This window comes from Xenorhabdus griffiniae, assembly GCF_015163655.1.
Classification (GTDB): Bacteria; Pseudomonadota; Gammaproteobacteria; order Enterobacterales; family Enterobacteriaceae; genus Xenorhabdus; species Xenorhabdus griffiniae.
In genome coordinates this window covers 1-1,667 of record NZ_JADEUF010000236.1, presented here as the reverse complement: position 1 = coordinate 1,667, position 1,667 = coordinate 1, and the positions used below count along the sequence as shown (strand labels likewise).

Annotated in this window: 1 protein-coding gene; it reads right to left on the bottom strand. The window is 33.7% G+C overall.

Annotated elements, in window-relative coordinates; all coding sequences use genetic code 11:
• Positions 1-154: 154 nt before the first annotated feature.
• Positions 155-1,171 (bottom strand): hypothetical protein, encoded by a 1,017-nt coding sequence (locus tag IQ211_RS19125; RefSeq protein WP_189761309.1) that lies wholly within the window; start codon positions 1,169-1,171, stop codon positions 155-157.
• Positions 1,172-1,667: the final 496 nt, after the last annotated feature.

Here is a 1,667-nt window from a genome sequence, read left to right as displayed (position 1 = left end):
TTTAAATAGCGTTTCAAAATGATAGGAGTACTCCTTACCCCGCGCACTGCGCGGGGTAAGGAACTCCAACATCTGATACTCTCAGTATTATGAAAACCTATTTAAACGAGGCTTATTAGAGATTAGAAAAATTTTTTATATTTTTTGGAAGATGTTATAAGACTCGTCTTAATATATGGGAAAAATTATCTTTACTTCCATATATATCACCTACAGCATAGTCAATCAGAACCAGTTTCCCGCGGTTTTCCTGTTCCCAATCATAGGGGATATCTATTGCTATCCGTTCTACATTGTCAAGTATTTGATAATTAGTTTGCCACATTGTCTGACCTACCAACCGGATGTTTACTGTCTGATTTAATCTCATATCAGGATAGCGTATTATGACTTGAATAGAATCATCATTGTATTCAAGGTTGGGTGCAGGTAAATTAAGTACTTGCCCTTCAATCTCAAGCTGTAAACCGCCTGAGTATTCAACAACATCACCAGGTGTTCTTGTGACTGAAAAACGCAACGTAGCAGTATCGCCTATCGTGTCAATAAACTCCATACGAGGAATATAGAATGTCATCGGTGTTACACTATTTACTGTCTGAGTAGGTGGCATATATGTAATATCACTACGACGCCCTTTCCATAAAACTTTGACAGTATGGCCAGGAGCCATCCCCTCATAAACTGGCACAATAACTTTCAACTGATCCAACCGATAATAATCATCTCTTGTCAGCAAGGTACCTTGCTTACCAGTAGCCTCTGGAACACTAGGAATATAATCAGATAATTCAGATGAATCAAAAAATATAAGATTTATATTCACTGTTGGTGACTCACGTTCATTGCCATGACTTATTATCTTATATTTAGCTTGATAGGCACCATATTGAGAAACCTCATCCACAGGAAATAGCAAATTATATGGGGATGTATGCAATTTATCGGGTGTAATATAATATGGTCTATTTTTTATAACTACCTCATCATTATCTCTTAAACAAAGATATCCCTCTATTTTATCGCCAGTCATAGCATCATTATATTTTGGCACTTCCATTAATATATATTCAGTATTCGTGATGCGCAGATCGTGTATGTTAATGGTATCGGTTCCATGTGCCTGTGGAAATGTAGGAGGAGATAATTCTATACTGTTTATATTATTCATTTATTGTTCCTTAATTAAGCATTCTTAATATATTAACTTCAAACATAGTCACTTGATTTTTTCATTTATTGACAATAATATTTATAGAAATACTCATTTTAATTATCTATCTATACCAATCCAACTTCAAATTACAGCTTGTAAATCAATGTGCCTGTTTATATCTCCCCGCGTAGCGGGGGAGATATAAGACGCATCTTGAAAGGCGATTGGTATAGACATTCCATTAATATGTTAATTTTTAAAGAGTCACCGTGACTTTACATTATTGTCCATTTATAGCCATAGCATGTATTGGTTTTAATGATAAATAACTTTATCTTCTGGGCCATGGGTAAAAGCAAAAGGTAATTGTTAATTACTACATAAAATGTCATTTTCATCCAGTTAATTCAAATCACTTTTATTTATCAGCTAATAATTATTTTTTATCAGTCAGATCATTTGATTCAGAAAACAATTAGAACTATAAATTATCACGATTATTTTCAATTAA

Coding starts and splice junctions, on each gene's coding strand:
- IQ211_RS19125 (WP_189761309.1), bottom strand. CDS start 1,171: ATGAATAATATAAACAGTATAGAATTATCTCCTCCTACATTTCCACAG.